This window comes from Corynebacterium sp. BF-R-2, assembly GCF_024586525.1.
GTDB classification, from domain to species: domain Bacteria; phylum Actinomycetota; class Actinomycetes; order Mycobacteriales; family Mycobacteriaceae; genus Corynebacterium; species Corynebacterium singulare.
In genome coordinates this window covers 49,295-72,391 of sequence record NZ_JAMFTP010000015.1, presented here as the reverse complement: position 1 = coordinate 72,391, position 23,097 = coordinate 49,295, and the positions used below count along the sequence as shown (strand labels likewise).

Genomic DNA, 23,097 nt, shown 5'->3' with positions numbered 1-23,097 from the left:
GCGATCTCTAGCGGGAGGAGGTCAGCGGGGCACCTTCAACGATGGTCTTAAGGTAGGCCACCACATCCGGGATGTAGATCGTCACGTTACCGATTTTCACCGGAATCGTCGGAAAAGCGTTGTTGGCCGGAGCCGGTGCCGGCTGGCCGCCACGGTTAGGGGCCGGGGCCGGCTGGTTCTGCTTCGCCGGCGCCGGCTGGTTTTGCTTCGCTGGCGCCGGCGCAGCTTGGTGGTTGCCGCCGTTGTTGGCGGGGGCCGTGTTGCTGTTACCGCCGTTGTTACCGGCGTTGTTGCCGCCGGCGCCCAGGCCGCAGCGAGCGATGGCCTCGTCGGCGCGGGCGATGGCGTCACGGATCTCGCCGCCGCGCGGGTGGAAATTGGCGGCAGCGAGGGCCTGGGACTTCTTGCTGTTGTAGTCGGACGGGTTGGTGTAATACTTCGATGCCTGGTCGCAGGAGATCTGACCAGCCGGAACCTTGGCCAGGTAGTTATCGACCATGTCGGCAGATGCGGCAGGGGCGGACAGGCCAACGGTAAGGGCGGTAGCGGCGGTGAAAAGGGCAAGCTTGTTTCTCATGCGCCACATTGTGCCACACCTTTTACACTTTTGCGCTAGTGCTCCTGCCCCAGGAAGCGATCTACCAGCGAAGAATACGCCTTCACAGTGAGATCCAAGTCTTCCAGGTGCAGGTGCTCATCGTGGCTGTGTAGCTGCGAGTTGGCGCTGGCCATATCGCGATCTTCCGCATGCAGGGCGAAGCCGTAGGCGTTGCCGCCGCGGCGTCGAGCCACGCGCAGGTCCGAGCCACCCGTGGCCAACACCGGCAGCACTTCCTTATCCGGGAAGAACTTGTGCGCGGTCTCCTCGATGCAACGCCACAGCTCAGTATCCGTGGAGGACTGTGTGGCGTCCTCGGTAATAAGGTGCTCGATTTCTACCTCGTCGGCCATATCGCCGAGGGCTTCGCGCAGGAAGTCATCGAGCTCTTCCTGAGTCTGGCCGGGGAAGGGGCGGATGTCCATCTCCAGGTAGGCGTGGGAGGGCAAAACGTTGATGGCGCCACCGGCGCGCAGCACCGTCTGGGAGATGGTGGTGTGTGAGAAGGCGTGGGCATAGGCGGCAAGGTTGCCGAATTGCTCGTAGTGGGTGGGGTCTGCGGAGCCGTCGAGAAGCGCGGCCTCCGTTTCCGGGTCAAAGCGGAAGGTCTTGACGAAGCCCTGCCAAACCTCGTCTGTAGCCACCGGCGGCTCAGCCGCGGCAATGCGGCGCGCCACCTCACCAATCTTGACGATGGCAAAATCCTTGCCAAACGGCGTTGAACCATGGCCGGCATCGCCGTGCACGTGCAGTCGGCGCTGGCCCGCGCCCTTTTCGCCGACGTTGAAGCCGAGCGCGCCGGGCAGGTGGCTGCCGCCGGTTTCCGACAGGCAGTTGCGCACCGAGTAGGCCTCCGGATGGCGCTTATCCATCCAAATGGAGCCCAAACCGCCACGGGCCTCCTCGTCCGCCATGCCGACAAACGCCAGGGTGCCGCCGGGATTGCCGCGCTTGGCCACATCCCTCGTTACCGCCGCCATCGTCGCCGTAATGAACAGCATGTCCACCGCACCGCGGCCATAGAGCTTGCCGTCTTCAATAACGGCGTCGAAAGGCGGCTTGGTCCACTTCGGCTCGTCCACGGGCACGACATCCGTATGGCCCATGAGGGTCAGTGGCTCCTTGTCCGGGTCGCCCGGAACGGTGGCGACGAGGGTGACGCGGCCCGGATGGGACTCGTAGCGCTTAATCTCCACCGGCGTGCCCTCGAAGAACTTCTCCAGGGTGTCGGCGTTGCGTACCTCGTCACCGGAATCCGGTGTGAGGTCATTGACGCAGGCGTTGCGGATGAGTTCTTGGAGGAGGGCCAGGGTGTCGTCGTAGAGAGTCATGGCCCTCAAGGGTAGTCCGCGGAAGGAAAAGGCGGCGATTTTCCACAACTTGAACGGCGTTCAAGTAAGGTTTCTGTCATGAGCATCGTAGATATCGCGCGTGACAAGGCCCTCGAACAGGGCATCGGCCTCAACCAAGAGGAACTCCTTCAGGTCCTCCAGATCCCCGATGAGCAGCTGGAAGAGATCGCTGACATCGCCCACAAGACCCGTTTGAAGTGGTGCGGCCCGGACGTATCCGTGGAGGGCATCATCTCCATTAAGACCGGCGGCTGCCCGGAGGACTGCCACTTCTGTTCACAGTCCGGCCTGTTCGAGTCACCCGTGCGCGCCGCCCGCCTCAACATCCCGGAGCTGGTGGAGGCCGCGAAGAAGACTGCCAAGTCTGGTGCCACGGAGTTCTGCATTGTTGCCGCGGTGAAGGCCCCGGATGAAAACCTCCTGGCCCAGGTCGCCGAGGCGATCCCCGCCATTCTCGATGAGGTTGACATCGAGATCTCGCTGTCCCTCGGTACGCTGACCCTGGAGCAGGCGCAGCGCCTCAAGGACATGGGCGCCCAGCGCTATAACCACAACCTGGAGACCTCCAAGTCCTTCTTCCCCAACGTCGTCACCACCCACACCTGGGAAGAGCGCAAGGAGACCCTCGACAACGTCCGCGCCGTAGGCATGGAGGTCTGCTCCGGTGGCATCATCGGCATGGGTGAGTCCCTCGAGGACCGCGCCGAGTTCGCTTACCAGCTGGCCCAGATCGAGCCGTGCGAGGTTCCGATGAACTTCCTTGACCCGCGCCCGGGCACCCCGTTTGCGGATCGCCCCCTGGTCCCGCTGGGTGAAGCGCTGCGCGCGGTGGCCGCCTTCCGTTTGGCCATGCCGTCGGTGACCCTGCGTTTCGCGGGCGGACGCGAGCTCTCACTCGGTGATGATGGCACCGAGAAGGGACTCCTCGGCGGCATCAACGCGATTATCGCCGGCAACTACCTCACCACGCTGGGCAAGCAGATTGAGAAGGACGTCGACATGCTCGGCCGCATCGATCTGCCCATCAAGGCCCTCTAATGGCCCCTTCACGGAGCGAGTCGACCGAGCTCGTCGCCGCGGTCCTCGCCGGGGAGGAACCACTGTTTCACCCCAACACCGGCAAGCCGCTCAGTGAGAATTTTCCGCTCCACCCAGCGGCGGCGGCCGGCCTCGACGTGCCGCGCTACTGCCAGCTGTGCGGGCGCCGTATGGTGGTCCAGGTTCGCCCTGATGGCTGGAGCGCACGCTGCTCGCGCCACGGCGAACTCGATTCTGACGATATCTACGAGGAGACGCTGGGCTAGCTAGAGTGGGCGCCATGGATCCCGCCGTCGCCCACGCCCACCAGTCCGCGCTGCGCTCGATCTCCCGAGTCGTCTCCGAAATAGCGACGCCTACCCCACCGGAGCAGGCGCTTGCCGACGTCTCCCGCCAACTCCGCAACGGCAACGTCATGGTCCTCACGGGCGCGGGCGTGTCAACGGAATCCGGCGTGCCGGACTATCGCGGGCCGAAAGGATCACTGAGCCGCCACCGACCCATGACCTACCAGGAGTTTCTCCACGATCCTGATGCCTCGCACCGTTATTGGGCGCGCGCTTTCGTCGGATGGCGCGTCATGAAGGCCGCCGCCCCCAACCGCACGCACTTTGCGCTCGTGGAGCTTGAGCGCGCCGGGCTGCTGACGGGTGTGGTGACCCAAAACGTGGACGGTCTCCACGAGGAGGCGGGCCAACGCAACCTCATTACCCTGCACGGAGATATGCAACACGTGGTGTGCTTGAGCTGTGGTTATGAGGAGAGGCGGGCAGACTACGATGCCCGCGCCGCCGCGGCGAACCCGGGCTTCCTGCAGCGGTGGGTCGTGGACAAGGCGGACGTGAACCCGGACGGTGACGTGGCGCTGAGCGCGGAAGCGGTTGCGGAATTCGTGATGCCCGGGTGTGTGCGCTGCGGCTCGCAACGCCTCAAGCCGGATGTTGTGTACTTCGGCGAACCCGTGCCCACCGCCAAGAAAGATGCGGCCTATGAGATGGTGGCGGCCGCAGACTCCCTGCTCGTGGCCGGTTCCTCGTTGGCGGTCATGAGTGGCTTTCGCTTCGTGCTTGAGGCGAAGAAGCAGGGCAAGCGCGTGGCCACCATCAACGGCGGGCCGGGCCGCGCCGATGACCGCGTGGACACGCTGTGGCGCACGCAGGTCGGCCCAGCCTTCGACGCGCTTCTCGACGCCCTCGATCTCTAACCCACCAGCTGCTCCACATCCTCCAGGATCATCTCGCACACTCGTTTATCCATTGGCATGTCCTCGTGCCGGATGATGGCGCGGCGCTCCACGTCTTGAACGTAGATATTGCGCACCATGGGTCCGTTGAGGAAGCACGTGTTGGGTGGGACGACGACGGCGTCGGACCGCGTGGCAATGCACGTATAGCTCACACCTGGCTCAACCTCGCTGCCGCGGTTCGTTGCCTCCACGATCTCGCTGCCGACGATTTGTTGCATGCCGGCGGGGCCGAACCAGCCGTCGATAAGCGAGCGCACCACGTCCTCCTGGCGCTCACTCTTGAACAGGGGGCTGGCGATGCCGCCCTGCGTGGTGCCGTGGTTGGGCGCGCTGACGCACACGACGTGGTGGACGCGCCCCGCGCCACCGTGCATGCGCATCCAGTAGCGCGCGAGCAAACCGCCCTGGGAATGGCCCACGAGGATGACCTTCTCAGCACCGGTCACCGTCAGGACAGCATCAATGTAGGCATCCACCTGCCGCGCCGAATCCGGAATGGGGCCGGTGGCGCGGGTGCCGTAATCAGGAGCGAAAACCGCCCACCCGGCGTCCCGCAAGATTCCGGCAAGGACCTGCCACACGCCTTTGGTGTCACAGGTGCCATGGATGAGGACGACGGGCCAGGGTCGTTCGGTGGTGGGGCGCGCGGACCAGTCATCTTCACACACGCCGCGGGCGCGCATTCGGGCGCCGAGGGGGAGCGGGGGAGTGGACATGTGGATATATTTTACGCCTTTTGTGTCACCCCGCTACACCCGATCAGTGGCGGGGCCGCCTCGCCGCGGCCGGACCGCCCCCCCCATCGTGCCCTGCCTGTGTGTATCCTCTTCTGTACATACGTTAAGGTTTGATTTCGCCCGTGACGGGGCATTTCTTGAGCACACGGGCGCCTTTTCTCAGTTCGGACCATTGCGCACGAAAAAATCTTTAAGGTATCCTTGGTGACATGTCTCTCCACCTTGAAGACCAGTTGTGTTTTTCGCTGTACCGTGCTGCTCGCTCGGTGATCCGCTCCTATGATCCCCTGCTCAAGGAGCTCGATATCACCTACCCGCAGTACCTCATGCTCATGATTCTGTGGGAAGTTGAGGAGCCGATCACCCTGGAGGTCATGAAGGAGCGCCTCCAGCCGGAGACCGGCACCTACGAAGGCCTCGTGCAGGGCCTGCAGGATTCCGGCTTGGCCACCGTCGAAGACGGCATGATCACCATCACCCAGAAGGGCAGTGACCTCGAGCCTCGCGCGGTGTGCATCCCGGAGACCATCCTCAACGAGTACCGCCAGTCAGGCGTGGACCTCGTTGAATTCCGTGAGTCCCTGGAGATTGTGCGCGAAGCTGGAGACGCCTCCCAGATGCAGTATCCCAACTAGACTGGCCGGCATGACTGACCTGCAGCATGCCCACTCCGTCATTGAGGCTGTTAACCGCCTCTGCGAGCTCTACGACAGCTCCTGCGAGCTGGCGCGCGAAGCGCTAGCCTCGGGAGACCTTGACGCCTACCGTCACGTGGTTTATCCCAAGATCATCGTGCAGGTCCGCCACTGGAGCCCCATCGACCGTTCCGAGCCCTTCGGTTATGTGGACCAAGAGGGCCGCTATTCGGCGGTCATTTCCAAGCCGTGGCTCATCCGCGGCTACCTGCTTGAGCAGCTGACCAGGCTGACCAGCAATTACCCCTGCGATATTTACGTGGGCCAATCGGATGAGCGTATCCCGCCGGAGTACATCCGGGGTGCTGGACCCTTGCCGGAGAATCGTGGAGAGATTCCCCGGCCCACCTTGGATGCGGTGCACGATGGCATCGTTGACGGCGCCTGGAAGGCCTTCCACGGCAAGGAGAAGCCGCTCTTTCACTTCGGGCCGCAGCGCTTCGACATCGCCTGCGCGCGCATCGAGCACTACACCGGTATTGAGGTCAATTCGGTGCAGAAGTATATCCTGTTCACCAACTACGCGATGCACACCACGGAGTTTGTGAAGTTCGGCCTGCGTGAGCTCGCGCGGGAGGATTCGCGGTACACGGCGCTGGTGTTACCCACAGGGGAGACGATTCATCCCAATGACGCCGTGCTTCTCGACGTCGACGAGCTCACCCTCACCTCCCGCTACCAAATGCCGCGCTTCGACCTCATCACAGCAGGCGGCGATGGCATCACAATGATCAACATCGGCGTGGGCCCTTCGAATGCCAAGACCATCACGGATTGCCTGGCGGTGCTGCGTCCGGAGGCGTGGATCATGATTGGGCACTGTGCCGGGCTCGATGGCCGCATGCGCATCGGTGACCTCATCTTGGGCAATGCCTACCAGCGCGAGGACCACATCCTCGATGGCACCGTGGCCACCGGCAACCCCATTCCTGCCATTCCGGAAATCCAGCGCATGCTCGAAGCCTCCGTGGAGGAGGTCTACGGCGAAGATAACTCGCTCATGCGCACCGGTACGGTGCTCTCCACCGATGACCGCAACTGGGAATGGCGCACCTCCCGTGACCTATGGGAATGGCTGCGTCACTCCACCGCCGTGGCCGTGGACATGGAGTCCTGCACGCTGGCCGCCAACGGTTATCGCTACCGCATCCCGTACGGCACGCTGCTGTCGGTCTCGGACCTCCCGCTGCATGCCGTGCCCAAGCTTCCGGCCCAAGCGCAGGCCTTTTACTCCAACTCCAAGGAAGCGCACGTCATGTGCGCGGTGCGCGCGGTGGAGGCTCTGGCGGAAAACCCGGAGCGCCTGCGCACCCGCAAGTTGCGCCGAACGGTAGCGGAGGTTCCGTTCCGCTGAGGTTGGCGGTTAAACTGGTGGAAATGACAACTCTGGCGAAGGAGACCTAGACGATGAGCACACCGGATTGGTGGAACCCGGAACGCGAAAACCTGACGTGGGAGGTCTTCGGCGAGGCCAGCCGCTACCTGTCCCAGGAGATTGTGGATTCCGGCTGGTTCCCCGACCTCATCGTCGGTGTGGCCCGCGGTGGTCTCATCCCGGCCGGTGCCATCGGCTACGCCATTGGCGTCAAAGAAATGGGTGCCATCAACGTGGAGTTCTACACCGACATCGGCGAAACCCTCCCCGAGCCCATCCTGCTCAACCCGCAGCTGGATACTGATTCGCTCAAGGACAAGAAGGTCCTCGTTGTCGATGACGTCGCCGACTCCGGCAAGACCCTCGACCTCGTGGTGAACCTTCTGGAGAAGACCGCCTCTGAGGTCAAGTCTGCCGTCATCTACACCAAGCCCACCACCATCTTCGAGCCGGACTTCTCGTGGAAGAAGACCGACCAGTGGATCAACTTCGCGTGGTCCGTCCTGCCGGTCATCACCCGCGATGGCTCTTACAAGGAAGGTCATTAATGCCAGAAGCCTCCGCCGGATCTTTCCGCGCGGCCTTCACCTCGCCCGCCCGCTTCCGTAAGGAAGTGTTTGGCGGGCTTGCTGTTGCGCTCGCACTTATTCCGGAAGTACTAAGTTTCTCCATCCTCGCCGGCCTCGACCCCAAGGTGGGCCTGTTCGCCTCCGTCATCATGGCGATGTCGATCGCGATTACGGGTGGCCGCCCCGCCATGGTCTCCGCCGCAGCAGGTTCCGTCGCCGTGGTCATCGCGCCGCTCGCACATGAGCATGGCCTGCACTACGTCCTCGTCACCATCTGGATGGCGGGAATTCTGCAGGTGGTGATGGCGCTGTTGGGCGTCGCTAAGCTCATGCGTTTCATTCCCCGCAGCGTCATGCTGGGCTTCGTCAACGCTTTGGGCATCCTCATGTTCACCGCGCAGCTCTCCCACCTGTGGAATGTTCCGTGGTTGGTCTATGTGCTCGTGGCGCTGGGCCTGGTCATCATGGTGCTGTGGCCGCGGATTACCACCGCCGTGCCCGCCCCGCTCGTGGCGATTCTCGTGGTCAGCGTGCTCACCGTGGTGTTCGGCTGGGACGTGCCCGACGTGGCGGACCAGGGCGAGCTGCCCACGTCGCTGCCTGGGTTCGTGATCCCGGACGTGCCGTGGACGATGGATACCTTCATGTTGTGCCTGCCCTATGCCCTCGGCGTGGCGCTGGTGGGTCTCATGGAGTCCCTGCTCACCGCCAAGCTTGTCGACGACCTCACCGATACCCACTCCGACAAGACCCGCGAATCCGTGGGCCAGGGCATTGGCAATATGCTAGCGGCCGCCATCGGCGGCATGGGCGTGTGCGCGATGATCGGCCAGACCATGATTAACGTCAAGGAATCCCAGGCACGCACGCGCTTGTCGACGTTCCTCGCCGGCGTCTTCCTCCTCATCCTCATGCTCGCGCTGGGCGATACGGTGGGGCGTATCCCCATGGCCGCGCTCGTGGCTGTGATGTTCATGGTGTCCTTCCACACGGTGGATTGGCACTCGGTGCGCACTCTGCACCGCATGCCGCTGGCGGAGACCATCGTCATGCTGGTGACCGTGGTCGGTACGCTGGTCACCGATAATCTGGCCGTCGGTGTGGTGCTGGGTGTTGTGGCGGCGTCCGTGGCGTTTGCGCGCCGGGTGGCGCACGTGGCGTCGGTTGACTTGGTGTCGAGCGAAGGTTCGACGGCCGTCTACGAGGTGCGAGGCCAGCTCTTCTTCGCCTCCTCGAATGATTTGGTGTACTCCTTTGACTACACCCTGCCAGTGCAGGAGGTCATCGTGGATTTCAGTCGGGCCGATATTTGGGATGCCTCGACTGTGGCGGTGCTGGATTCCGTGGAGAGCAAATACGCTGCGCGCGGGGTGAGGGTGTCCTTCCGAGGACTGGATGCGGCAAATGAGCAACGCTACCGCCGTCTAAGCCATGGACTGAAGAAATAAGTTTTCTGTATGGTGGGCATCAAGCTAAAGCTTGATGCGAAAGGATTCCCACCATGGATGAGAAACTGCAAACCCTGCTGAATGACCAGGTCAACAACGAGTACGGCGCGGCTGCGATCTACACACAGCTGGCCTACGAGATGGCCAACCTGTCCTTTCCGGGCATGAGCGCATGGTTCTTTAAGCAGGCAGAGGAAGAGCGCGAGCATGCGGAGAAGTTTGCGGAGCACCTGCTGGACCGCGGCTACCGCGTGGAGTTGGAGGACATCACGGTTGGCGCCGTGAAGGCGGCCACCCCGCTGGATGCCTTCGAGGCCTCCCTGGAGCACGAGCAGAAGGTGTCGGAGCAGATTCGTGAGATCGTGCGCACCGCCGACTCGGTGGGGGATCTGGATTCCCGCGCGCTGCTCAACTGGTTCCTCGATGAGCAGGTGGAGGAAGAGGCCAGCGTGTCGGAGGTTATCGACCAGCTCAAGCTGGTGGGCAACGATGGCTCCGGCCTGCTGCGCATCGATAGCTCGCTGGCAGAACGGTAACGAAGCCATATAATTTCGTGCGAATTCTCCCACAGCCCTCGCGGTTGATGGGAGAATTGCTTTTATGACGAACACGCGGCTGATGCTCCTGAGTACTGCCCTTGCTGGGTTGGCGGTGGCGCTCGTTGGTGGCATCTGGCTGGCTGCTACGAATGTGGCGTTGGGGACCTTCTTCTTCGCGCTGGCGATCATGCTGGGCCCGTTTGCGGGCGTGGCTCTCTTGGTGTGTGCCGCGGCGGCGTCGACGGCGCTGAGCCGATCGCTGTTTAGTGTGGGGGGATTATTCCTGGTGGGTGCCATTTCTACGTTGGGCGCGCTGCCGTGGGGCCGTGTCAGTGTCTCCCTGCCGTTGTTCATTGTTGGCACGCTGACGGGTGCGGTGGCAGTGTGGCTACACTGGGCGCATGGCCACTCTGCTCTTCGATCTGTACGGCGTGCTCATGCGCTCAGCCACGCCCGCCGGACACGCTGAGCTTGAAGATTACGTCCGCCCCGCTGATTCGGATCACTTTTGGTCTATTTACGAGGAGTTTCGCCCCGCTTATGACGCCGGGCAACTCAGTGATTCGCAGTATTGGGGCCGTATCCGCGCCTTGACGGACTTAGGGCCTTTTGAGGTCTCCCACGCGGTGGATCTTGATACTGACCACCTGCTTGCCGCCGACGAGGACATGGTGGAGATGGTTTTAGGGTTCATCGGAGAGGGCCACAGCGTGGGTATTTTGTCCAATGTGCCTGCAGCCTTAGGCGCCAAGGTGCGTGAAGCGCAGCCGTGGCTTGAGGAGTGTGCCGCAGTGACGCTGAGTTGCGATATTGGTGTGGCCAAGCCTGACCCGGAGGCGTACCTCGTGGCTGTCGACGCCCTCGGCGCTCACGCCAAGGACACCCACTTCTTCGACGATCGCCCTGACTTCGTTGAGGGTGCTCAGCGTGTGGGACTCAACGCCCACGTGTTTACGGGCATCGATTCGGTGCGCTTTTAGTCTTCGGATCGCCGTTTCTCCGGATCCCCGTTTCTGCGGTTGCTGTTTCTGCGATCGCCGATGTCGCGGAGGGCCCTGGAGTGGGCGTCCGCGTGGCTTGTTGTTTGTGGTTTTAGCCGGGTGCGGCTCGTGCTGCTGCTTGCTGGTAGGCCGCTTGGGTGGTGATCGGTTCTGCCCAGGGCGGGATGTAGCCAACCTCGCCGCGAATCCTAAACACGTAGCCAGCCCCGGTGGGTTTATCTGGGTCATCATCGTTAATCCCGTTGTGATAAGCACACAACATGGTCAGGTTCGGTGGGTTGGTTTCCCCACCGGCCTTCCACGGCACCAAGTGATGCACCTGGGCATAATCAGCCGGCTTATTACAACCTTCCCGAGCACACGTAGGGTGCTCAGCACTAGCCATCATGCGTTGCTCAAACCCAGCGAAGCGCTGCATGCGGTGTAGCCATACCGGCCCGATGGTGGGGTGGATTAGGGTGACGTAGCCGATTTCCGCAAACTTGTAGTTCAAAAACTCAGCCCCGGTCATACGCCCACCATTAGTTAACTCCAGGACAATGTCGTCACCGTCACCGGAGACAATCTTGTCAAGCTTATCCAAGGCCACCACCACGCTGGTAAGCACCGCAGGCTTTGTTCCACCGTGGGACTTGGTGAAGAAGACCTGTTTGCAGGCCTCCAGCAGGTTGGTGTGGTTGATGGATTCTAAGGTGCCGTGCATCTCAGTAATCATCAACGCATCACCAGTAATAGTCAGCGAGTGCGGGCCTTGCTTACGGTAGGTCATGCGCACCCCAGGTTTCGGCACACGCTTGGGCTTGAGCTCTTTTAACCGCTTGGTGGCTACTGCTGGGATGTTGTGTGCGTCGGTGCCGGCAAGTCTGAGTCTTAGGTTCCAGGCATCCAACTGATTCTTGAGTTTCGAAGTGTAGGACTCGATAAGGCTTAGCGTGGCCACATCATGGCCCTGGTCCAGGGCATGCGCACGCGCGGTGCGTTGCTTACCAGTGAACTTGGTAGCACCGAAGTAGATGTGGTGCAGGCGTGCTAATTCGGCGGCATCAGCCGGTGCCGCGCCGAGTGCGCGTAGGTGTTGTTCTCCTCCTCCCGCTTGCCCCACCAATCTCATCCCCGAGTTGCGGAAGGAGAAATAGGTCTCTAAATCCCCCATGACCCAGAACACTAAACCACCACACACCACCCCGCAACCGGAGAGGAAAACTTTAGGCGGCCTTGGCCTCGCGGCCCAGCTCAAGCGGTACGCGCAGCAGCGGATCCAAAGCCACAGCACGAGTGCACGCACGCACGATCTCTGAAGGCGAAGGAATCATACGCAGTTCCACCGCTTGGTCGGTGTTGTGCCGCACGGCAGACGCGAAGAGCTTCGGAGCAGCCGGATCGTCGGAGAATGCGCCTCCTGCCACCACGAGGGTGTCCGGTGCATGCTCAGCCACGAGGGAGGCGGCGATGGTGCCGAGGGAGCGGGCGCGGTCGTCGAGAAGCGCACGCGCATCTGGGTCCTGCACCGCCTCCGGGAGGGACTCTGCGCCTGCCGCGGCGAGCACGGCCTGGGTGGCCAGGGAATCCGGGGCAGTGAGCTCCAGCGGGGCAATCTCATCGCCGACTGTAAGCGCCGCACCTACCGTGTCATCCGCATAGAGCACCATGACAGGCTTTTCTGCGCCCATCTCCGTGGACTGCGTCTCCGAGCCCAGGATGGCGGGGATGACGGAGGAGACCACCACCGGCACGCCGAACTGGTACTGCACGCGGCTTGTAATGTCCATGCTGTCCCAACCCAGGTTGTGGGCGGTGACGTGGCCAGACTCGTCGACGCTACCGGACGTGGTCACCCCGACCGACACGAGCCGGCGGTCCACGCCAGTCATCAGACGGTTCATGCCTGCGATGATGTGCTCGATGATGTCGCCCTCGCTGAGGCGGGAAACCGGGGTCGCCACGTCCTCCTCGCAGAGCGTGCGGCCCTTGGTGTCGAAGAAAGCGATGCGCGTAAATGCCGTGCCCACCGCGATGCCGCCCAGCATCCAGTCATTATCCGCAACCTCTAGCGGAACGGTCGGGCGCCCACGCCCCCGGGACTGAGTGAGGTCGGTGCGTTCACGGATCAACCCAGCGCCCAGCAGCGCAGCGGTGGCGCGCGTAATCGTGGGTTGGGAGAGACCAGTGGCTTCCACCAGCTCACTGCGGGTCACGACGGGGTTGAGTCGAATGATGTGGAGGCACTTCGCCGCAGGGGTGCGGGGGCGGGTGAACACGGGGCCGGACTTGATCATGGCGTCAAGTATAAATTCAACAGACCGCATTGTCTAATAGAAATTGGGTTCCAGTAGACATCATGGTCTAGGGGAGGGGCTGCGATAAGGTTGAAGTCATGAAATCTGTTGCTGTGTACTGCGGTTCGGCCGCCGGAAACTCGGAAGCTTATGCACAGGCTGCTCACGATCTCGGGGAGGAGCTCGCACGCCGAGACCTCACGTTGGTCTACGGCGGCGGCGATGTTGGGCTTATGGGCATCGTCGCGGACGCGTGCCTGGCGGCGGGCGGACACGTCATCGGGGTCATCCCGCAGCAGCTCGTTGACGTCGAGTTATCTCACCAGCACATCACGCAGCTCGAGGTCGTGGACACGATGGCGCAGCGCAAGACTCGCATGGAGGAACTCGCGGATGCGTTCGTGTGCTTGCCGGGCGGCGTGGGCACCTTGGAGGAGCTCACGGAGGTTCTCACCATGCAGCAACTGGGCAACATTCACGGCCCGGTGGGCTTGGTGGATGTGCAGGGCTTTTGGCAGCCCTTCGTGCACATGTATTCGGCGATGGTGCAGGAGGGCTTCGTTCAACAGCGCTTCCTTGATGCCCTCGTGGTGGAGCCGACGCCGGTTGGTGTGCTGGACGCTTTCGGTTCCTGGACTAACCCCGGCAGCAAATGGGGCAACAATTAGCTAACAACCTGGTAAAAAGGCGCGGCTGGGTTGGGCGAATGGGGAGGTTCTTCGTTAGACTTCGCCCTTATGAGTTTTGACCAGAACGCAGAGCGCCAGCCGTCGCTGTTGGACGCGTCGTGCGATAACTTCGTTCACGATCTCGCGCAGCTCACGCCTACCGACGCCACCGCGTGGGGCATTCCCGGCTTCGATGGGGAGCTGGAGGATTTCTCGCCGGAGTACTACTCCGCCGTGGCGGATCGCACCCGTGAAATGCTGGCGGATCTCGACGCCCTCGATGACACCACCGACGAGTCTGATGACGATGATGACTTCGACGAGGTGGATTACGTCACCGCCGAGGTTTTGCGCGATCGTCTCTGCTTGGACATGGACTTGCACCACGCCGGTGAGGACATCCGCTGCCTCAACAACATCGCCTCCCCGGTGCAGACTATCCGCGACACGCTCATGCTCATGCCGCATGACACTCCGGAGCAGCTCGACGCGTTGCGTTCACGTCTGTCGAAGGTGCCGGCGTCACTTAACGGGTACAAGGACTCCTTGATTGAAGCGGCGTCGCGTGGCATGGTGGCACCGCAGCGCCAGATCTCCGACGTGTTCGTGCAGAGCGAGCGGCTTGCTGACGCCGGCTCCATGCTCGAGGACCTTGGCCTCGACGCTGACTCTGCAGAGGTCACCAAGGCCAAGCAAGCGTTCGGTGAGTTCGCCGACTGGCTCTCCAATGAGTTGCAGCCGAAGGCCCCGTCGCAGGATGCGGTGGGCCGCGAGCGTTACGAGCGCTTCTCCAAGCTGTTTGTCGGTGACGCCGTGGACCTCGATGAGGCCTACGACTGGGGCCTGGACCAGGTGCGCTCCATTAAGGCGGAGCAGGAGAAGATTGCCCGTCAGCTCTATGGAGCTGACGTTACGGTCCGTGCGGCGATGCGCAAGCTCAACGAGGAGGAGCGTTACCAGCTCCACGGCACGGATGCGCTGGTGGAGTGGATGCAGTCCACGGCGGACCGTGTGATCAAGGACCTCAACGGCACCGCCTTCGACATTCCGGACGAGGTGTGCGAGATTGAGTGCTGCATCGATCCGGCTGGGACCGGCGGCATTTTCTACACCTCGCCGTCGGATGATTTCTCCCGCCCGGGCCGCATGTGGTGGTCGGTTCCTGCTGGTCAGGAGCTTTTCCACACCTGGCAGGAGCTCACAACCGTCCACCACGAAGGTGCGCCGGGCCACCACCTGCAGATTGGTGCCGCGCTGACGCAGCCGGACCTGAACTTGTGGCGCCGCGCGGTGACGTGGAACTCCGGCCACGGCGAGGGCTGGGCCCTGTACGCCGAGGATCTTATGGCGGAGCTGGGGTACATGGATGACCCGGGCTTCCGCATGGGGCTTCTCGACGCCCAACGCTTCCGCGCCGCCCGTGTCGTCGTGGACATCGGACTTCACTTGGGCAAGGCGCTGCCGGACTGCACCACCTCCGGCACCTGGGATAAGTCCCACGTCAAAACCTTCATGCGCGAGAACACCGCGATGGATGACGCCAACCTTAACTTTGAGGTCACCCGTTACCTGGGCTGGCCGGGCCAGGCCCCGTCCTATGCGCTGGGCCAGCGCCTGTGGAAGCAGACGCGCGATGCGGCCGTGGAGCAGGGCATGGAGGTCCGTGACTTCCACTCGGAGGCCCTGGCTCTGGGCTCGGTGCCGATGTCGATCCTGCGCGAGACCATCTTGGACTAAGATTTGCCAGACTCTTGGATTTATCCACACCTGACTCTTGGATTTATCCACTAGTGGCTCTGTAATTTATCCATCTTTTGGATAAACTACTCGGCATGTACCTTCCCCGAATCGTTGATGCCGAAGTCGAGAGAGGGCTTCGCGTCGCCGGAGCTCTCTTCCTGAAAGGCCCTCGTGCGAGCGGAAAAACTTCGACGGCGCGCCAGTTTGCTAAGTCTGTCATCCAACTTGACCGTGACACTCCAGAAGCAAACCTTGCGCGCATGCAACCGGCTTTGGGGATTCAAGGCTCACGGCCGCGACTAATCGATGAATGGCAGGTTGTTCCTGCAATGTGGAACGAAGTGCGCCATGCGGTCGATGAGTCGCGGGAAAAGGGGCAGTTCCTCCTCACGGGTTCTTCGACGCCTGAGGACGATGCCGCTCGGCATTCGGGGGCTGGGCGTATTCGCTCGATCCAGTTGCGTACGTTGAGCTTGGCAGAGCGAGGAGATTTGGCTGAACGCGTATCACTGGGCGCGATCATTAATGGCAGTCAGAATCCTACCGCTGGGACAGACGCCACTGTGGAAGACTATGCCCGCTGGATTGTTGCCGGTGGCTTCCCGGAGTTTTTCGGCCTTGATCCTCTAGATGCCCAAGAGGCGATGGAATCCTATATCACGGAGATGAGCGAGCACGATTACCCAGAGCTTGGCGGTCCGCGCCGCGATCCGCGCCGCTTCCAGTCTTTTCTTCGCGCGTATGCGGGGCTAGTTGCCCAACCGGCCACCGCTGCAGCGATTCGCAAACGCATTGGCGAACTCAGCAGTGCTGCCGCCATGCCGGCAGCAGAAACTGTCAACGTTATTCATGATTTTGCTACACGCCTGTTCCTAGTTGAAGACCAACCTGCGTGGTCGCCGAGGACGCGATCTAAGACGACTATGGTTCAAATGCCGAAGCGTCAGCTCGCGGATCCTGGTTTGGCAGCTGCATTGTTGGCGGTTGGGCCAGAAAAACTGCTTGGTGATTTAGAGACCTTGGGGATTCTCTTTGAGGCGCAACTAGTGCACGATCTGCGCGTTTATGCGCAAGCATTAAGGGCACGCGGAGTATTCCACTTGAGGGATATGAAGGGGCGCGAGGAGATTGACGCGATAGTGGAACTCCGGGACGGTTCGTGGGTGGGATTTGAAGCAAAGCTTTCTCACAACGAGGTCGATGCAGCGGCGGCACATTTGTTAAGAGTGGCAAAGAAGGTGTCCTCGCCACCGTCCGCTCTCATCGTGGTGATTCCTAGCGGCCCGGCTTTCCAACGATCCGATGGAGTGTGGGTAGTTCCACTAGCGGCGCTTGCGGAATAGGCCCAGGATCTGCGGCAAGTAGCCGGCCACGACGAGGACGATGATGAGCCGGATGATCTGCACCGCCACGACGGCGGGGCCGGCGCCGCCCTCCGCGGACAGAGCGAGGACGGTTTCCAGCGCGCCGGGCGAGGTGGCGAGGTAAGCCTCGAAGTAGGTGATGTGCAGCCACGCGGTCAGCGGCAGCGCGGTGAGCGCGCAGACGCCGATGACCACGACGATGAAGAGGATCGTGGCGGGAAGCTGCTTGGCAAAGGACCGCAGCGCCGGCACGGAGAGCCCGCCGCCGCAGACCCAGCCGATGGACATGAACGCCATAATCTTGAACACAAAAAGCGGTTCCAAGGTGTGCCCGGCAGGCAGGATCTGGGAGACAAGCACGGTCAGAATCAGCGGGCCCAACACCGCGGAAGCGGGCAGGCGGACGAGCTTGCCCAGGCGCTCTCCGAGGATCGCGATGGCGATGGTGAGCAGCACAATCCACCAGGTGACCTCGCCCTCGATGCTCATGTCGACACCGTGGCCAGCGGGGGCGTCGAGAAGCGAGACCACCAGCGGCAGGGACACCGACACCGCCAGCAGTCGCAGGTACTGGGTCAGCGCCACGTAGCGATAGTCCGCCCCGAGCTCGCTGGCCAGGGCCGGCATGAGCGAGGCCCCGCCGGGCAGCATGGACAAAATACCCGTCTCCCAGGAAATGTCCTTGGGCTGTGCGCGGTGCAGGAGCACGCCACCGCTGACGCCGATGAGCACGGTGATGAGGGACATTGTCACTGCCGCCGGCACGAAGCCGAGGAGCGTGGAGGCAGGCACGAGGGTCAGCGGAATGCCGGCCATCATTCCGATGAAACCGCGGGCCATGGCGTAGAAGCGGTCATTGACGGTGAGCTCGGTGCCCGTGGTCAGGGCCATGGCTCCGGAGACCACGATGGCGCCCAGGATCCACGCCGCGGGGACGTGCACGTAGCTGAACAGCGCCCCGAGGGCTGCAGACCCCGGGGCAACAATGAACCACCGTGCACGCATAGACATGCCGTCGAGTTTAATAGTGGCCATGGACTTTGGATTGAGCGGTTGGGCCATTCTCACCATCGGCGCGGGCGTGGCCGGCTGGGTTGACGCCGTGATTGGCGGCGGCGGGCTCGTGCTTATCCCGCTCATCATGGCGGTGGCACCCCAGCTTGCGCCGGCGACGGCGCTGGCGACAAACAAGGTGGCGGCGGTGTCGGGAACGGCGTCGGCGGCTTATACCTTGGTCAAGAAAGTGCGCCCGCCGAAAGGTGAACTCATCCGGTTGGGCTTGCTCGCGCTGCTGTGCTCCGGGCTGGGTGCTGTGGCAGCCGCGCTCATGGACAAGGACGTCATGCGCCCGCTCATCATCGTTCTCATGGTGGCAGTGGGTATTTTCGTGGCGTTTCGTCCCGAGTTCGGTAGCGGCGATGGGGAAGGCCGGCGCGGCGGCTGGCGCACGTGGGCAGCACTCGGGGCCGTGGCGGCCATCGCCTTCTATGACGGCATCTTCGGCCCCGGCACCGGCATGTTCCTCATCATGGCGTTTACCGCCATCTTCTCCCGGAACTTCCTCACCTCCGCGGCGATGGCGAAGGTGGTCAACACGTGCACCAACGTCGGTGCGCTCGTGGTCTTTATTGCGGGTGGCCACGTGGAGTGGGCGCTGGCTGTCGTGCTGGCGGTGGCCAATATCGTGGGCGCGCAGGTCGGCGCCCACACGGTGTTGGGAGGCGGCGCGAAGCTCATCCGCTACGCGCTGCTCACACTCGTCGTGGTGATGAGCGTGTACTTGGCTTGGCAGCAGTGGGGTTAGAGCCGGTTCTTCGTTTTCGCCGTGGCCACCGCGTTCCACGGGTTCTCCGGCCACGGGTGCTTGGGGTAGCGCCCACGCATGTCGGCGCGCACGCCGGCATAGGGCCCGGCCCAGAAGCTGGCGAGGTCATCGGTGACGGCGAGGGGACGGCCGGCGGGAGAGAGCAGGTGGAATTGCACGCGGTGGCCGCAGTATCCGGGGGATTCCGCCAGGCCGAAGCATTCCTGCAGTTTGATGGACACCACGGGGCGCTCGCCCGACCAGTCGATGCGCGCATCGCGGCCCGAGGGCACAGGCAGGCGCTCAGGGGCGAGCTCGTCGAGGCGGCTGGCCTCCGGCCAGGGCAGGAGGCGCTGCAGGGCGGGGTACATGTCGGGCTTCTTTCCTGCGGCCAGCTGGCGCAGCTCCGGTTCGAGCCACTCCAAGCTGGCACTGTCACTATCGACGTCCGGCCACGGCTCACCATAGGCCGCCCGCAGGTGGCGCAGGCGATCGCGCAGGTTCTGGGCTTTGTCGCTGAACTCAAACAGCTCGAGGCCCTGGCCGGAGTTGCGCAGCGCCGCCACGGCTTCGTCGCCGGAAACCTTCACCGGGGTTTCAGAAAGCACGATGGCGCCCGCCGCGCGCACGCGCACGCCGCGGACCTTGGAGCCGTCGAGGAAAGCGCGGGTCTCCTCGGTGACGCCAACGATGTCGAGGGCGTCTTGTTCCGCGATAGGCTCGGCCGCGCGGATAATGGCATTTCCGGCATTGGACAACGAGACCTCGGCCACGGCGAGCCACTCGTGGCCGCGAAGCCCCCGTGCGTCAGCGGAATCGAGAAGCCGGGCGCGAGTACCGCTGGCCAGAAGGTACTCCTTTTCCGCCACACGTTTGGCCACGAACTCGGGGAAGGCCGTGGCCACGACCACGCCTGGGTCCACCGGACCCTTGTTGGGCACGAGGTGCGCGAGGCGCTTCGGATCGGAATCATCCAGGCGCGCAATCGTGCTGGCCGCACCAGCACCGTGCTGGAGAAGCGCGGCTCCCCAGCGTGGGTGCGTCGGCAGCAGCGCCAGCTCTTCGGTGGCGTGGAGGGAGGAGAGGGTGCGGTGGGCGTCGGCAAGCGCGGCGGCGGGAGGGGGATCCAGGAGGGGGAAGTCCGGGCCCGCGCCCCAGCAGTCCATAAAAAGTGCTGCCTGCGTGAGGTCAGCGGAGAGGATCTCCGGGGTAACGTGCGGGGAAAAGTGCTGGTAATCGTCTTGTGAGTAGCAGCGGATGACGGTGCCGGGCGCCTCACGTCCGGCACGGCCGGCGCGCTGATCCGCGCTGCTTTTCGACGTCGACACCGTCACCAACCCACTCATCCCGCGCTGCGCATCGCGCTTGGGCACGCGCGAAAGACCAGCATCGATGACGGTGCGCACGCCCGGCACGGTGAGCGAGGACTCCGCGATGGAGGTCGCGACGACAATGCGCTGCTCGGTGGTGTAGAGCGCGGCGTCCTGCTCTTGGGTGGTCTGACGGCCGTGCAGGGGATAAGCGTTGTGGCCGGCGAGCGCCTCACAGACGAGGTTCACCTCGCGCACGCCGGGCACGAAGACGAGGGTGGACTCGTGCTGCCTCGCCGCGATGTCTGCCACGCCTCGATAGAATTCTCTATCCCCCGCCGCCCGGCCGGGCAATGGTTCATACGTGATGTCGAGCGGGTAGGTGACAGCCTCGGTGGAGTGAATGGGAGCACCGCCCATGAGTTGGGAGAAACGGGCGGCGTCGACAGTCGCGGACATGGCGATGACGCGGAAGTCCTCGCGCAGCTGCGACAACTCGAGACACATGCCGAGGACGAGGTCGGTATCGAGCTGGCGCTCGTGGACCTCGTCGATAGCCACGGCGGCAACGCCCTCGAGCTCCGGATCACGCAGGAGGCGGCGCAGCAGCACGCCGGGCGTGACGAACTCGACGTCCTGGCCTTTGCGGGAATCCCCGCGCACCGCATAGCCGATGCGCTGGCCGGAGAGCTCCTGAAGGCGGTTGGCCGCCGCACGCACCGCCACGCGGCGCGGCGCGGTGACGAGCACGGTGCCGTGTACCTGGTTGGCCAGGGCCGGCGGAACGAGGGTGGTCTTACCCGTACCCGGCGGGGCCTGGACCACGACGTGGCCCTCGGAAGGAAGTGAATCGATGGTTTCCAGAACCGGCAGGCCGCGGCCAATGGTGGCGAGATCAAACATCGAGGTCTTTACGCTCCCACGCATCCTCGTTGTTCTCGAGCGTGCGCACCACGCGCCCCGGGGAGCCCAGCACCAGCGACTTGTCCGGAATATCCGTGGTCACCAGCGTATTCGCGCCCACGACGCAGTCCTCACCGATGGTGACACCCGGCAGCACCGTGACATTCGCGCCGAACCACGTGTTGCGCCCGACGCTAATCGGCTTGGCAATCTCCCAGCCCTCCTCGCGCCGGCGGTGGTCATCCACGGGGTGGCCGACGGTAATGAGCGAGCAATTCGGCCCTATCATGACGCGATCCCCCAGGCTGATCGGTGCCTGGGCCAGGATGGTGGCGCCAAAATTGATGAACACGCCGCGGCCCACCGTGACGTTGCGACCAAACTCCAGGTTGAGCGGTGCATGGAGGCCGGGAATTTCAGACTCGGGCGAGAGCAGCGCGCGCAGGATCTCCTTCGCGCGTTCATGGTCGGTGTTCTGCAACTCGTTGAGCTCCTTGACCAAGCGAAAGCCGCGTTGGTGCTCCGCGCGGACCTCCTCATTAACGCCTGGCATGAAACACTGCCCGCTGGCCATGCGTTCAAAGGATCCGGTATCAGGGTGAGTCATGCTCACCATCCTATTGTTTTGCCCTACTCGCGGGTGAGAACTTCAAGGGCGGCGCGGTGAATGAACACTTTCCCGCGGCCCTGCTGAATCTCTTCCAAAATTCCCAGGTCAACCAAGTGGGCTAACCATGCGCTGGCGGTTTGGCGCTTGACGACGCCCATCTCCACCACGTCCGAGATGCGGACGTAAGGCTTGATGAGGATTAGTTCAGCCATCTCGTGTGGCTGGCTAATGACACCCGCAGCGCGTATTTCATGTGCGGTGTTCTCCTGGATGGCACGGAGTTGGGTGATCATCGAGGAAGCGTCGTCCGCCGCCGCGTACACGCCATGGATCATGAAAAGGAGCCAGTCCTCCCACGCTCCCTCAGCCGTCACGGCATTGAGGTAGCGATAGTACTCAGCCTTATTGCCGACGATATAACCGGACAAATACAAGACTGGAAGTTCAAGGAGTTTCTCTTGGATGAGATGGAGGACATTGAGGATCCGGCCGGTGCGTCCGTTGCCATCGTAGAAGGGATGGATTGCCTCGAATTGATAGTGAAGGAGCGCCATTTTCACTAGCGAATCCACGTTATGGCTGGAATAGATATAGTCCTCCCATGCCGCGAGGTGACCTTCGATAATTTCCTTGCCTTCGGGAGGCGTGTAAAGCCGCTGCTGCGTAACGGGGTTACCGATGAAAGTTCCAGGCAGGGAACGCACCTCGGCCTGGGTATCTAAGAGCGTGCTACAGACAATCTTCGCTGTCTTTTCCGATAGAGGACGCTGCGATAACGAGGACAAGCCTGCATGTAACGCGGAGTTATAGCGGAGAGCCTCCTTCGTGGCAGGGGAGGGCTCGGTATCGACCTGCCACGCTGCACGAAAGAGCTCGTCGTTAGTGGTGACGATGTTTTCGATCTCGGAGGAAGCGCGCGCCTCGCGCAGCGGGATCGTGGAGGTGATGATCTCCGGATTCGGGATGAGTTGGCACGCGGTACGCAGTTCAGCGAGCTTTTCTTTGGCGTCGATGATGGCCTTGAGCACAGGGACAGTTTCCACGACGTCTGCAGGCGGGAGGGGCGGAAGCTCGTTGTAGGGAATTTCTGGACTGTAGGTTGCCATGGCAAAAGAATAGACATGTTTGGTGGATATGTCGATTTTTTTCGAAATTTTAAACATATCCCGGTGACGTGTCGATTGCGTCGACATATCCGCGTACGCTCGTGGCAGAACAAACGTTGACGTGCCCACTACCTAGTGGGGGCACACCTTGAGGGCGGAAAGGCTCACTGACATGGCAAAAATCGGCATCATTCTTGGTTCTACCCGCGACGACCGCGCCGGGCAGGCCATCGCTCAGTGGGTCGCTGACCTGGCCCAGGGCCGTGGCGTGAGTGGCGTGGAGTATGAGCTCATTGACCTCAAGGCCTTCGATGTCCCAGTCCTCACCACCTCGGTCATTCCGATGGCGGCTAACAAGAACTACGAGGACGAGAAGGTGCAGGCCTGGTCCGATGCGATTGATGCCTGCGACGCGTATATCTTTGTCACCCCGGAGTACAACCATTCCGTGCCGGGTGCGTTCAAGAACGCGGTTGATTCCCTGGGTGCCGAGTGGGTAGCCAAGCCGATTGCGTACGTGGGCTACAGCTTCAGCGGCGGCATCCGTGCGGTGGAGGCCTGGCGTCTTGTCATGGCGAATTTCTCCATGACGCAGCTGCGCACCCAGCTCGACATCTCACTCGCCACCGATATGACGGAGGGCGAGTTCACCCCGGCTGATTTCAAGTCTGAGATCGTGGCAAACATCTGCGCCGAGCTGGAAGAAGCCCTATCCTAA

At 62.6% G+C, this 23,097-nt stretch carries 24 protein-coding genes; 15 read left to right on the top strand and 9 right to left on the bottom strand.

What is annotated here, in order from left to right; all coding sequences use genetic code 11:
* Nucleotides 1-7 precede the first annotated feature (7 nt).
* Nucleotides 8-577, bottom strand: coding sequence for a hypothetical protein (locus M5J09_RS11590; RefSeq protein ID WP_257157960.1), 570 nt, complete (start codon nt 575-577; stop codon nt 8-10).
* A gap of 35 nt (nt 578-612) precedes the next feature.
* Nucleotides 613-1,929 carry a M20/M25/M40 family metallo-hydrolase gene (locus M5J09_RS11585; protein WP_257157959.1) on the bottom strand — a complete coding sequence of 439 codons (1,317 nt, stop codon included), beginning with the start codon at nt 1,927-1,929 and terminating at the stop codon, nt 613-615.
* Nucleotides 1,930-2,007: 78 nt separating this feature from the next.
* Between M5J09_RS11585 and bioB the strand changes: the two genes are divergently transcribed.
* From bioB to M5J09_RS11570, 3 genes are read left to right on the top strand one after another with little or no spacing between them, the layout of a single operon-like run.
* The gene (bioB, locus tag M5J09_RS11580; RefSeq protein WP_257157958.1) at nt 2,008-2,988 is read left to right on the top strand and encodes a biotin synthase BioB; all 981 of its coding nucleotides are present in this window, start codon (nt 2,008-2,010) and stop codon (nt 2,986-2,988) included.
* Entirely contained in the window at nt 2,988-3,254 is a 267-nt protein-coding gene (locus M5J09_RS11575) for a hypothetical protein (RefSeq protein ID WP_042528693.1), read from the top strand. Before bioB ends, M5J09_RS11575 begins: the two co-directional genes overlap by 1 nt.
* Nucleotides 3,255-3,268: 14 nt before the next feature.
* Entirely contained in the window at nt 3,269-4,192 is a 924-nt protein-coding gene (locus M5J09_RS11570) for a Sir2 family NAD-dependent protein deacetylase (protein ID WP_257157957.1), read from the top strand.
* Here the strand turns inward: M5J09_RS11570 and M5J09_RS11565 are convergent.
* A complete protein-coding gene (locus M5J09_RS11565) occupies nt 4,189-4,950 on the bottom strand; it encodes a triacylglycerol lipase (protein WP_257157956.1) in 762 nt (253 codons plus the stop codon). The two genes, M5J09_RS11570 and M5J09_RS11565, sit on opposite strands and share 4 nt — an antisense overlap.
* Before the next feature lie 230 nt (nt 4,951-5,180).
* On the opposite strand from M5J09_RS11565, the gene M5J09_RS11560 reads away from it, so the two are divergent.
* The 7 genes from M5J09_RS11560 (at nt 5,181) to M5J09_RS11530 (ending at nt 10,577) form a co-directional block, all read left to right on the top strand.
* Nucleotides 5,181-5,606, top strand: coding sequence for a MarR family winged helix-turn-helix transcriptional regulator (locus M5J09_RS11560; protein ID WP_257157955.1), 426 nt, complete (start codon nt 5,181-5,183; stop codon nt 5,604-5,606).
* Nucleotides 5,607-5,616: 10 nt separating this feature from the next.
* On the top strand, nt 5,617-7,020 hold the full coding sequence (amn, locus tag M5J09_RS11555; protein ID WP_257157954.1) for an AMP nucleosidase: 1,404 nt from the start codon (nt 5,617-5,619) through the stop codon (nt 7,018-7,020).
* 53 nt (nt 7,021-7,073) lie between these two features.
* Nucleotides 7,074-7,589 carry a phosphoribosyltransferase gene (locus tag M5J09_RS11550; protein WP_042528702.1) on the top strand — a complete coding sequence of 172 codons (516 nt, stop codon included), beginning with the start codon at nt 7,074-7,076 and terminating at the stop codon, nt 7,587-7,589.
* Nucleotides 7,589-9,058, top strand: coding sequence for a SulP family inorganic anion transporter (locus M5J09_RS11545; protein ID WP_257157953.1), 1,470 nt, complete (start codon nt 7,589-7,591; stop codon nt 9,056-9,058). The genes M5J09_RS11550 and M5J09_RS11545 overlap by 1 nt, the downstream gene beginning before the upstream one ends.
* Before the next feature lie 53 nt (nt 9,059-9,111).
* Complete coding sequence (locus M5J09_RS11540) at nt 9,112-9,594, top strand: ferritin (protein WP_257157952.1); 483 nt, start codon at nt 9,112-9,114, stop codon at nt 9,592-9,594.
* Nucleotides 9,595-9,658: 64 nt separating this feature from the next.
* Nucleotides 9,659-10,066, top strand: a complete 408-nt coding sequence (locus M5J09_RS11535) for a hypothetical protein (RefSeq protein ID WP_042528707.1) — start codon at nt 9,659-9,661, stop codon at nt 10,064-10,066.
* A complete protein-coding gene (locus tag M5J09_RS11530) occupies nt 9,999-10,577 on the top strand; it encodes an HAD-IA family hydrolase (RefSeq protein WP_070537226.1) in 579 nt (192 codons plus the stop codon). The genes M5J09_RS11535 and M5J09_RS11530 overlap by 68 nt, the downstream gene beginning before the upstream one ends.
* 112 nt (nt 10,578-10,689) lie before the next feature.
* Here M5J09_RS11530 and M5J09_RS11525 read toward each other — a convergent pair whose 3' ends face one another.
* A complete protein-coding gene (locus M5J09_RS11525) occupies nt 10,690-11,751 on the bottom strand; it encodes an HNH endonuclease signature motif containing protein (protein WP_257157951.1) in 1,062 nt (353 codons plus the stop codon).
* A 52-nt stretch (nt 11,752-11,803) separates the two neighbouring features.
* Complete coding sequence (locus M5J09_RS11520; RefSeq protein WP_257157950.1) at nt 11,804-12,874, bottom strand: ROK family transcriptional regulator; 1,071 nt, start codon at nt 12,872-12,874, stop codon at nt 11,804-11,806.
* A gap of 98 nt (nt 12,875-12,972) precedes the next feature.
* Between M5J09_RS11520 and M5J09_RS11515 the strand changes: the two genes are divergently transcribed.
* From M5J09_RS11515 to M5J09_RS11505, 3 genes are all read left to right on the top strand, one after another.
* Entirely contained in the window at nt 12,973-13,542 is a 570-nt protein-coding gene (locus tag M5J09_RS11515) for a TIGR00730 family Rossman fold protein (protein ID WP_257157949.1), read from the top strand.
* A 69-nt stretch (nt 13,543-13,611) separates the two neighbouring features.
* Nucleotides 13,612-15,279, top strand: a complete 1,668-nt coding sequence (locus M5J09_RS11510; protein WP_070536831.1) for a DUF885 domain-containing protein — start codon at nt 13,612-13,614, stop codon at nt 15,277-15,279.
* Between the two features lie 95 nt (nt 15,280-15,374).
* Nucleotides 15,375-16,625, top strand: a complete 1,251-nt coding sequence (locus M5J09_RS11505) for an ATP-binding protein (protein ID WP_144790736.1) — start codon at nt 15,375-15,377, stop codon at nt 16,623-16,625.
* Here the strand turns inward: M5J09_RS11505 and M5J09_RS11500 are convergent.
* Complete coding sequence (locus M5J09_RS11500; protein ID WP_042528719.1) at nt 16,605-17,681, bottom strand: AbrB family transcriptional regulator; 1,077 nt, start codon at nt 17,679-17,681, stop codon at nt 16,605-16,607. The genes M5J09_RS11505 and M5J09_RS11500 overlap by 21 nt on opposite strands.
* Between M5J09_RS11500 and M5J09_RS11495 the strand changes: the two genes are divergently transcribed.
* Complete coding sequence (locus M5J09_RS11495) at nt 17,680-18,450, top strand: TSUP family transporter (RefSeq protein WP_257157948.1); 771 nt, start codon at nt 17,680-17,682, stop codon at nt 18,448-18,450. The genes M5J09_RS11500 and M5J09_RS11495 overlap by 2 nt on opposite strands.
* Here M5J09_RS11495 and M5J09_RS11490 read toward each other — a convergent pair.
* Genes M5J09_RS11490 through M5J09_RS11480 form a run of 3 tightly spaced genes read right to left on the bottom strand, consistent with a single transcriptional unit; the run spans nt 18,447 to nt 22,379 of the window.
* Nucleotides 18,447-20,663, bottom strand: a complete 2,217-nt coding sequence (locus M5J09_RS11490) for an ATP-dependent RNA helicase (protein WP_257157969.1) — start codon at nt 20,661-20,663, stop codon at nt 18,447-18,449. The genes M5J09_RS11495 and M5J09_RS11490 overlap by 4 nt on opposite strands.
* Nucleotides 20,656-21,270, bottom strand: coding sequence for a sugar O-acetyltransferase (locus M5J09_RS11485; protein ID WP_257157947.1), 615 nt, complete (start codon nt 21,268-21,270; stop codon nt 20,656-20,658). The genes M5J09_RS11490 and M5J09_RS11485 overlap by 8 nt, the downstream gene beginning before the upstream one ends.
* Nucleotides 21,271-21,293: 23 nt before the next feature.
* Nucleotides 21,294-22,379: a Fic family protein gene (locus M5J09_RS11480; RefSeq protein WP_239181317.1), complete on the bottom strand. Its 1,086-nt coding sequence runs from the start codon at nt 22,377-22,379 to the stop codon at nt 21,294-21,296.
* A 172-nt stretch (nt 22,380-22,551) separates the two neighbouring features.
* On the opposite strand from M5J09_RS11480, the gene M5J09_RS11475 reads away from it, so the two are divergent.
* Nucleotides 22,552-23,097 carry an NADPH-dependent FMN reductase gene (locus M5J09_RS11475; RefSeq protein ID WP_257157946.1) on the top strand — a complete coding sequence of 182 codons (546 nt, stop codon included), beginning with the start codon at nt 22,552-22,554 and terminating at the stop codon, nt 23,095-23,097.

Bases quoted from the DNA above. Each gene is read 5' to 3' on its own strand.
- M5J09_RS11590 (WP_257157960.1), bottom strand. From the start codon at position 577: ATGAGAAACAAGCTTGCCCTTTTCACCGCCGCTACCGCCCTTACCGTT.
- M5J09_RS11585 (WP_257157959.1), bottom strand. From the start codon at position 1,929: ATGACTCTCTACGACGACACCCTGGCCCTCCTCCAAGAACTCATCCGC.
- bioB (WP_257157958.1), top strand. From the start codon at position 2,008: ATGAGCATCGTAGATATCGCGCGTGACAAGGCCCTCGAACAGGGCATC.
- M5J09_RS11575 (WP_042528693.1), top strand. From the start codon at position 2,988: ATGGCCCCTTCACGGAGCGAGTCGACCGAGCTCGTCGCCGCGGTCCTC.
- M5J09_RS11570 (WP_257157957.1), top strand. From the start codon at position 3,269: ATGGATCCCGCCGTCGCCCACGCCCACCAGTCCGCGCTGCGCTCGATC.
- M5J09_RS11565 (WP_257157956.1), bottom strand. From the start codon at position 4,950: ATGTCCACTCCCCCGCTCCCCCTCGGCGCCCGAATGCGCGCCCGCGGC.
- M5J09_RS11560 (WP_257157955.1), top strand. From the start codon at position 5,181: ATGTCTCTCCACCTTGAAGACCAGTTGTGTTTTTCGCTGTACCGTGCT.
- amn (WP_257157954.1), top strand. From the start codon at position 5,617: ATGACTGACCTGCAGCATGCCCACTCCGTCATTGAGGCTGTTAACCGC.
- M5J09_RS11550 (WP_042528702.1), top strand. From the start codon at position 7,074: ATGAGCACACCGGATTGGTGGAACCCGGAACGCGAAAACCTGACGTGG.
- M5J09_RS11545 (WP_257157953.1), top strand. From the start codon at position 7,589: ATGCCAGAAGCCTCCGCCGGATCTTTCCGCGCGGCCTTCACCTCGCCC.
- M5J09_RS11540 (WP_257157952.1), top strand. From the start codon at position 9,112: ATGGATGAGAAACTGCAAACCCTGCTGAATGACCAGGTCAACAACGAG.
- M5J09_RS11535 (WP_042528707.1), top strand. From the start codon at position 9,659: ATGACGAACACGCGGCTGATGCTCCTGAGTACTGCCCTTGCTGGGTTG.
- M5J09_RS11530 (WP_070537226.1), top strand. From the start codon at position 9,999: ATGGCCACTCTGCTCTTCGATCTGTACGGCGTGCTCATGCGCTCAGCC.
- M5J09_RS11525 (WP_257157951.1), bottom strand. From the start codon at position 11,751: ATGGGGGATTTAGAGACCTATTTCTCCTTCCGCAACTCGGGGATGAGA.
- M5J09_RS11520 (WP_257157950.1), bottom strand. From the start codon at position 12,874: ATGATCAAGTCCGGCCCCGTGTTCACCCGCCCCCGCACCCCTGCGGCG.
- M5J09_RS11515 (WP_257157949.1), top strand. From the start codon at position 12,973: ATGAAATCTGTTGCTGTGTACTGCGGTTCGGCCGCCGGAAACTCGGAA.
- M5J09_RS11510 (WP_070536831.1), top strand. From the start codon at position 13,612: ATGAGTTTTGACCAGAACGCAGAGCGCCAGCCGTCGCTGTTGGACGCG.
- M5J09_RS11505 (WP_144790736.1), top strand. From the start codon at position 15,375: ATGTACCTTCCCCGAATCGTTGATGCCGAAGTCGAGAGAGGGCTTCGC.
- M5J09_RS11495 (WP_257157948.1), top strand. From the start codon at position 17,680: ATGGACTTTGGATTGAGCGGTTGGGCCATTCTCACCATCGGCGCGGGC.
- M5J09_RS11500 (WP_042528719.1), bottom strand. From the start codon at position 17,681: ATGGCCACTATTAAACTCGACGGCATGTCTATGCGTGCACGGTGGTTC.
- M5J09_RS11490 (WP_257157969.1), bottom strand. From the start codon at position 20,663: ATGTTTGATCTCGCCACCATTGGCCGCGGCCTGCCGGTTCTGGAAACC.
- M5J09_RS11485 (WP_257157947.1), bottom strand. From the start codon at position 21,270: ATGACTCACCCTGATACCGGATCCTTTGAACGCATGGCCAGCGGGCAG.
- M5J09_RS11480 (WP_239181317.1), bottom strand. From the start codon at position 22,379: ATGGCAACCTACAGTCCAGAAATTCCCTACAACGAGCTTCCGCCCCTC.
- M5J09_RS11475 (WP_257157946.1), top strand. From the start codon at position 22,552: ATGGCAAAAATCGGCATCATTCTTGGTTCTACCCGCGACGACCGCGCC.